This window comes from Pseudomonas sp. VA159-2 (assembly GCF_024126635.1).
Lineage (GTDB): Bacteria > Pseudomonadota > Gammaproteobacteria > Pseudomonadales > Pseudomonadaceae > Aquipseudomonas > Aquipseudomonas muyukensis.
This window is the reverse complement of the sequence record NZ_JAMYBV010000014.1, coordinates 136,970-144,480: the sequence shown is the minus strand read 5'-3', so window position 1 is coordinate 144,480 and position 7,511 is coordinate 136,970. Positions and strand designations below refer to the sequence as shown.

1 protein-coding gene is annotated in these 7,511 nt (G+C 65.6%); it reads right to left on the bottom strand.

Annotated features, from left to right (window positions below; all coding sequences use genetic code 11):
• Window positions 1-152: 152 nt before the first annotated feature.
• Window positions 153-7,256, bottom strand: a complete 7,104-nt coding sequence (locus NJG22_RS15745) for a retention module-containing protein (protein WP_253095762.1) — start codon at window positions 7,254-7,256, stop codon at window positions 153-155.
• Between the last annotated feature and the right edge of the window lie 255 nt (window positions 7,257-7,511).

Sequence of the window (7,511 nt, the reverse complement as noted above, 5' to 3'; positions counted from 1 at the left end):
GTCGCGAAAGGGCCGCGAAGCGGCCCCTGCGATCTTTGCATCAACGCTGAAATCCTGGGGCCGCCTTGCGGCCCTTTCGCGACACAAGGCCGCTCCTACAAGGGAATGCGTAAACCCCGATCATCAGCACGCCTCGGTTCATCCCCCGCCGCTTACACCGTATCCACCTTCAACGAATGATCATTGAGCATGCCATTGATGATGGTCGCGGTATCGTGCCCAGCGGCGATCACCCCGCCCGCCCCGGCCGACACCCCGTAATGCTGCGCCAGGTCGATCCCGGCCAGGTCGATGGTCTGGGTCGGCGCGGCGCCGGCGACACTGCTGACCTCGATGGTCGACACCACGTTGCCGCCCACGCCGCTGACCTTGAAATGCAGGTAGTCGTCCAGTGACGCGCTGGTGGCGCTCTCGCCCTGCAGCAATTGCGACAGGTCGAGGCGATCGCTGCCAGGGGTGAAGTCGGTCACGGTGTCGTGCCCGGTATCGCCCTTCTGCCAGACGAACACGTCATTGCCGCTGCCACCGCTCAAGCTGTCGTCGCCGCGTCCGCCAATCAGCGTATCGTTGCCCGCACCGCCTTTGAGCACATCGTTGCCCGCACCGCCGTTGAGCAGGTTGTCGCCATCATTGCCGATCAAGGTGTCGTTGTAGTCCGAGCCGACCAGGTTCTCGATGCCAGTCAGGGTGTCGAGCCCGGCTCCCACGGTGTTCTGCTGCCCGACATGGCCAAGGTCGACGCTCACCCCGGCGCTCGCCCGGGCGTAGCTGGCGGTATCGTTGCCGGCGCCACCGTCGAGCAGGTCGTTGCCCGGCCCGCCGATCAGCAGGTCGTTGCCCTCGCCGCCGTACAGGCTGTTGTTGCCTGCCCCCGCCACCAGCACATCGTTGCCAGCGCCACCGTTGAGCGTGGTATCGCCGGTGCCGGCCAACAGCACATCGTCACCCGCGGTGCCGGTGAGCGTGTTGCCGGCCTGGTAGCTGATATCCACCGCGCCGGCGGCATATCCACCATGGTTGTCGCTCACGGTGTAGCTGCCGTGGTAGGTGTCGTTGCTGGCGTTGCTGTAGTCCACCAGCATGCTCAGCTTGTAGTTTTCGGCAGCCTTGCTGTTGCCGGAGGCATTCTCGGTGTTGACCACATGGATGCTGTACACCCCGTCATGGCTGGCGGTGAAGCTGCCGCCGTCGGCGATGCTCTGGTAGCTGCCGCCGGCGTCCTTCCATTCCATCATCAGGTTGCCGGCCGGGCGGTCGTGGTCCAGGGTCAGGGTCTCGCCCTTGCGCAGGGTGACGGTCAGGGTGTCCTCGTCGTTGGCGTTGCTGGTGCTGATCGACCCGAGGTAGCCGGCCACCACCAGGGCCGCGGTCAGGGTGCCATTGAGGCTGGTGAACTCGCTGCGCGCCAGGTCGCGGAACTGGTTCTCGGTACGGTTCTGGGTGGCATCGAAGGTGATGGTGCGCGCCTGGGTGCCTGCCGTGAACCCCGCGCCCTTGTCGGCGAAGTCGGTGTTGAAGGTGATCGGCGCGGCGCTCAGGCGGTCGTGGTCGGCATCGCTGTCGTTGGCCAGCAGGGCCTCGGCCGGCACCGTCAGCGTGGCCCCGCTGATGTTGCTGATGATGTGGTCGGCGCCAGCCAGCGGCGCGCTGTTGCTGTTGATGTTCACCGTCAGGGTGGCGCTGCGGGTATCACCGTCGTTGTCGCTGGCGGTGAAGGTGAAGCGCTCGACCTGGCTGCTGCCGTTGTCCTTGGGTGGGGTGTAGGTGAATTCGCCGTTGTCCATGTTCACCAGCAAGGTGCCGCCCAGGCTGGTCTTGATGTTCAGGCTATTGCCAACGGTATCGAACATGGCCTTGTCGACACCGCCGCTGACCGTGTAGCCGCCCTGCCCGCCATTGGCTTTCGGGTCGTAGGTGTAGGTGGTGCCATCCACCAGCAGCGCCTTGATGAAGCCACCGTCGGCACCGAAATCGCCGCCGCTCATCAGGCTGCCGGTGATCGGCGCGCCCTGCACGGTGCCGGACAGCACCGCGTTGAGCTGGTTGAGGTCGGTGACCACCACCGAGTTGGTGTCGGTGTGGCTGCTGCCGTCATAGGCCAGCGGGTTGAGGTTGCCTTCGTTGACGCCACTGCCCATGCCGATGGCGTAGGACTTGATCGCGTTGTTGTCGAGGAAGGTTTCCCAGGCTGTCTCGCGCACGGCCGTCATCGAGTGCCCCGAGGTCGGCTCGCCGTCGGAGAAGAAATAGCTGATGTTCTGCGCCCCCACCAGCTTGCCGGAGGTGACCCAGGCTTCCTGGGCCTTGCTGGCCGCCGAATCGTAGTAGGTCGAGCCATTGGCCGTGAGCCCGGCGATCAGGCTCTTGGCTTCGCCGATCGTGACCCAGACTGGCGTCTGCAGCGTCGCGCCGGTGGCGAAGGTGACCACCTGCACCTTGATGTCGCCCATCTCGTCGTACTTGTCGAGCAGCGCGTTGATCGCCTGCTTGGCCAGCTCCAGGCGGCTCAGGCCCGGCACGCCGGAGGCGACGTCCATGCTGCCGGACACATCGATCACCAGCAGGATGTTGGAGTCGACCTGGCCTGGGATGATGCTGCGCACCGCCGAGGACACGCTTGGCAGATCGTCGACGATGTTAATGGCGATGGTGCTGGTGACGCTGTTGCCCAGCGCGTCGGTGGCCTTGTAGGTGAAGTACTCGTTGAGGGTATTGGCACCGTCGTCGGCACCGCCAGGGGTCTTCGGTGCCGAGGTCAGGGTATAGGTATAGGAGCCATCGGCATTGAGCTGGAGCTGGCCGTACTGGCCGGTGCTGCTGCCGACCAGGCTGTAGGTCAGCGCGCCGACGCCACCGCTGACCGCACCGACCAGGCTGCCGGACGCGGTCTCGCTGCTGGCGCCCGGCTCGCTGCCGGTGACGGTGCCCGGGGCCAGGTCGTTGCCATCCTGGAGCAGGTCCAAGGCCTTCTCGTAGACAGTGACATCGTTGTCGACTGCCGCCACCAGCTTGCTGTCCTGGACATTGATGGTCAGGGTGGTGGTGCTCTCGTCGCCATCGGCATCGCGAATGGTGTAGACGAATACATCCGCGGCACCGGCCGGCGCCACGCTGTTGGGGTTGGCATGGTAGGTGGCGTTGCCCTGGCTGTCGAGGGTCAGGTAGCCATACTGGCCGGCGATCTGCTCGCCGACATGGCCGCTGGCCGAGGTGGAGGTATCGGTGCCTGCGCGCACCCCGACCACATACTGGCCATCACCGCGCACATCGGCGCCGACCACGTCGTTGTCCAGCACATTGCCACTGACCGTGCCGCCTTCGCTGACCGAGACCACATCGCAATGGGCCTGGGGCACGTCATCGACGATGCTGACGACCAGGGTACTGGTGGTGGTATTGCCCAGCGAGTCCTTCACCTGGAAGGTAAAGCTTTCGCTGACCAGGTTCGCGCCGTCGTTGGCCGGCACCGGCGAATGGGCCGGCGCGGTCAGGGTGTAGGTGTAGCTGCCGTTGGCATTGAGCTGGAGCTGGCCATACTGGCCGAGCGCGCTGCCGACCAGGGTAAAGGTCAGGGCGCCGATACCGCCGCTCACTGAGCCGGCCAGCGAACCGCTGGTGGTTTCGCTGGTGGCGTGCGGGTCGCTGCCGGTGACCGTGCCGGGTGCCAGGTCGTTACCGTCCTTGTTCAGATCCAGGGCTTTTTCATAGACCTTGGCCGTGTCGTCCGGGCAGACCACCAGGGAAATGGCGTGGACATCGAGGGTGATGGTGGTCGTGCTTTCGTCGCCGTCGGCATCGCGGATGGTGTAGACGAACACATCCGTCGCGCCGGGTGGCGCCACGCTATCGGGGTTGGCGTGGTAGGTGGCGTTGCCCTGGGCGTCCAGGGTCAGGTAGCCATACTGGCCAGCCACGTTGCTGCCCAACTGGCCGAGGGCGGAGCTGGAAGTATCGCTACCTGCGCGTACGCCCACCACGTACTTGCCATCGGCCGGCACATCGGCGCCGATCACGTCGTTGACCAGCACGTTGCCGCTGACCGTGCCGCCTTCATAGACGTTGGCGAAGTCGCTGTGGGCCTTGGGCACGTCGTCGACGATGCTGATGACGATGGTGCTGGTGGTCGAGTTGCCCAGCGAATCCTTGACCTCATAGGTGAAGGTCTCGCTCAGCACGTTCGGGCCATCGTTGAGGTGACTTGGCGAGTTCGCCGGGGACGTCAGGGTATAGGTGTAGCTACCGTCCGCATTCAGCTGAATCTGCCCGTACTGGCCTGTGGAACTGCCAACCAGCGCGTAGGTCAGCGCGCCGACCCCGCCACTGCTCGAGCCCGCCAGCGAGCCGCTGGCCGTCTCGGCGGCCGAGCCCGGTTCGCTACCGAGCACCGTGCCGCCTGCCAGGTCGTTGCCATCCTTGTTCAGGTCGAGGGCTTTTTCGTAGACCGTGACTTCGCTGTCGGCAGCGGCGATCAGCGAGCAGTCGCGCACATCGATGGTGATGGTGGTGGTGCTTTCGTCGCCATCGGCGTCACGCACGGTGTAGACGAACACATCGGTGGCACCGGGCGGGGCCACGGCGTTGGGGTTGGCGTGGTAGCTGGCGTTGCCTTGGGCGTCGAGGGTCAGGTAGCCGTACTGGCCGGCGACGTTGCTGTTCAATTGGCCGAGGGCGGAGGTCGAGGTGTCGGCGCCAGCGCGCACGCCGACCACGTACTGGCCGTCGGCCCGCACATCAGCACCGGAACTGTCGTTATCGAGCACGTTGCCACTGACCGTGCCGCCCTCGACGACGCTGGCGGTGTCGGCCTCGGCCTTGGGCAGGTCGTCGACGATATTCACCTCCAGCGTGTTGCTGGCGCTGCTGCCATCGGTGTCCGTCGCGGTGACGGTGAACTGCTCCACCAGGTTGTTGGTGCCATCGCCCGTGGCGTGGCTGGCATTGTCGAGCAAGGTGTAGCTGTAGCTGACCACCCCGGTGGCGGGGTTGTAGCCGGTGATGGTCAGGGTGTTGCCCAGGTCGGTGGTGATCGACTGCGGGAAGCCCGCCGCCACGCCGCCACTGACCACGCTGATGCCACCCACGGTGAGGCTTTGCAAGCCATCCGGCGCGATCACGCTGAAGCTGCCGCTCTGGGTCAAGGCGCCAGGGTTCGGCGCACTGCCGTCGGCCAGGTTTTTCTCGTAGACGGTCAGTTCGCCGCCGTTCACGTCCAGGCCGCCGAGGGTGACCGGGTCGTTGAGGTTGAGCACGTTGAGGGTCAGGGTTGCGGTGCTAGTGTCACCATCGGCGTCCTTCAGGGTGTAGGTGAAGGTCTCTTCGCCGCTGCCGCCGCCGTGCAGGTTCTGGAAGTCGGCATCGCCCGGGTTGAGGGTGTAGGTGTAGGTACCATCCGCGGCCAGCACCAGGGTGCCGTAGGTGCCAACGAAGGTACCTGCCACCACCGGGCCGCTGGCGATGCGGTCGGCGCCTTGCACATCGTTGCCCAGCACGTTGCCGGTGAGTGCCAGGTGCTGCTCGGTGGCCGTGGCGGGATTGGTGTCGTCCACGGCGTTGGGCACATCGTCGACGATGGTCACGTCCAGGGTGCCACTGGCGCTACTGCCATCGGTGTCGCTGGCAACGACCGTGAAGCTTTCCGCGAGGTTGTTGGCGCCCTCGCCGCTGGCATGGGTTTCGCTGGCGATGAGGGTGTAGCTGTAGCTGACCACGCCGGTGGCGGGGTTGTAGCCAGTGATGGTCAGGGTGTTGCCCAGGTCGGTGGTGATCGACTGCGGGAAGCCCGCCGCCACGCCGCCACTGACCACGCTGATGCCACCGACGGTGAGGCTTTGCAAGCCGTCCGGCGCCGTTACGGTGAAGGTGCCACTTTGGCTCAGCGCGCCTGGGGTAGGGGCGCTGCCGTCGGCCAGGTTCGCCTCGAACACCATCAACTCGCCGCCTTCCACGTCCAGGCCGGCGAGAGTGACCGGGTCGTTCAGGTTGCTGACATTGAGGGTCAGGGTCGCCGTGCTGGTATCGCCATCGGCGTCCTTCAGGGTGTAGGTGAAGGTCTCCACCCCACTGCCGCCGCCGTGCAGGTTCTGGAAGTCGGCATCGCCCGGGTTGAGGGTGTAGGTGTAGGTGCCATCCGCGGCCAGCACCAGGGTGCCATAGGTGCCGACGAAGGTGCCCGCCACCACCGGGCCGCTGGCAATGCGGTCGGCGCCTTGCACGTCGTTGCTCAGCACATTGCCGGTAAGCTCCAGGTGCTGCTCGGTGGCGCTCACCGCATTGCCGTCGTCCACCGCCCTGGGCACGTCGTCGCGGATGATCACATCCAGCGAGCCACTGGCCACGTCACCATCGCTGTCGCTGACCCATACCGGGAAGTGCTCGCCCAAGGTATTGTTGCCGGCCGCATCGGGATGCTGATCGGCACCGGTCAGGGTGTAGCTGTAGCTGACCACGCCGGTGGCCGGGTTGTAGCCGGTGATGGTCAGAACGTTGCCCAGGCCGGTGACGATGGACTGGCCGACGCCGGTCACCACCCCCGCCGTGACCACGTTGATGCCAGCGACACTGAGGTTGAACACCCCGTCGGCGGCCACCACGCTGAAACTGCCGGCCTGGGTCAAGGCCGCCGGGTTGCTCGCCGAGCCCTGGGGCAGGTTGGCCTCGTCCAGGGTCAGCTCGCCGGGGCTGACCTCCAGCCCATCGAGGCTGACCGGGTTGTCCGCCGCCAGCGGCGGCAGGCCGTTGTCGTCGTTCGTGTCGAGCGCGCCGAGTTCAAGGTTGGCCAACTGCGGGAAACCATTGAAGCCTGCGGTGGGAAAACCGATGGTGGGATCCACCCGCCCGGCTACCTCGGTCAGGATCACGAAGCTGTGGCCGCCGCCCAGCGCCCCGGCCACACCGGCCGGGTTGCCGCCAGCCGCCGTCGCTTCGGCTTCCTGGGTGGGGTCGGCGCCCGCGGCGATGGCTTGCTGGATGCGCTCGACATCGCTGAGCTGGCCATCGTTGGGCACCAGGTCCGGGGTCTGCACATGGGGCGCGCGGTTGGCCAGCAGCTCGGGGGACATCTGCAGGCTGCTGTCACGCCCCAGGGTCAGCTCGGCGCCATTGTGCAGGCGCACCGCCACGGCACCGGCACTGCCGGTTTCCAGTTGTTCGCCGGCGAACAGGCGATCGCCCTCCACCAGCAGACGGCGATGCCCGTCATTGTCTACCGCGAATACCTGGCCGACTACCTTGCTGACTACACCGACTAATTTAGCCATGAGCGTACGCCTCCCCTGCCGATGGGCTTTTCGCAGATCAAGGCGTATCGGGTAGTTTGCGCAACGTTCCAACGGGTGGATCGTTGCTGTCACGTTCGTGAGAAATCACGCTCCGTGTGACGATGGCTGCGCCAGCGGTGATGGAGAATGGCCATTATTGAGTGCCATTTTTTTGTCGCCAAATTCCGCTTTTGCCCTCCTCCCCTCTCTCCTTAGCTGCAAAAAATCTGGAACTTTCTCCGAAGCCCGGAAACC